The sequence below is a fragment of the Neisseria sp. P0009.S007 genome, assembly GCF_051962515.1.
In genome coordinates this window covers 1-286 of sequence record NZ_JBQCVF010001052.1, presented here as the reverse complement: position 1 = coordinate 286, position 286 = coordinate 1, and the positions used below count along the sequence as shown (strand labels likewise).

The 286-nt window shown below is 53.1% G+C and carries 1 protein-coding gene; it reads left to right on the top strand.

Annotated features, from left to right (window positions below; translation table 11 throughout):
- Positions 1 to 286, top strand: a 286-nt coding sequence (locus ACTHS3_RS17715) for a sodium-dependent transporter (RefSeq protein ID WP_440368731.1), incomplete at both ends; no start/stop codon positions are given.

The window sequence follows — 286 nt, the reverse complement described above, 5'->3', positions numbered from 1 at the left end:
GTCTTTGGTCGGTGAAAACGGCGGCGGCGCGTATGTGTTTCTGTTCTGTATCGCCATGCTGATCATCGGTATTCCGATGATTTTGGTGGAAAACGTCATCGGCCGCCGTAAAGGCGTGAACGCGCTGGATGCGTTTGGCGGCACAATGAATGGCAAACCCGTTGCCAAAGTTTGGAAATTGGTAGGCTGGATGGGCCTGCTCGGCGCATTCGGCATCATGGCCTATTACATGGTGCTCGGCGGCTGGGTTATCAGCTACATCATCAATATCATCGGCGGCAATTTA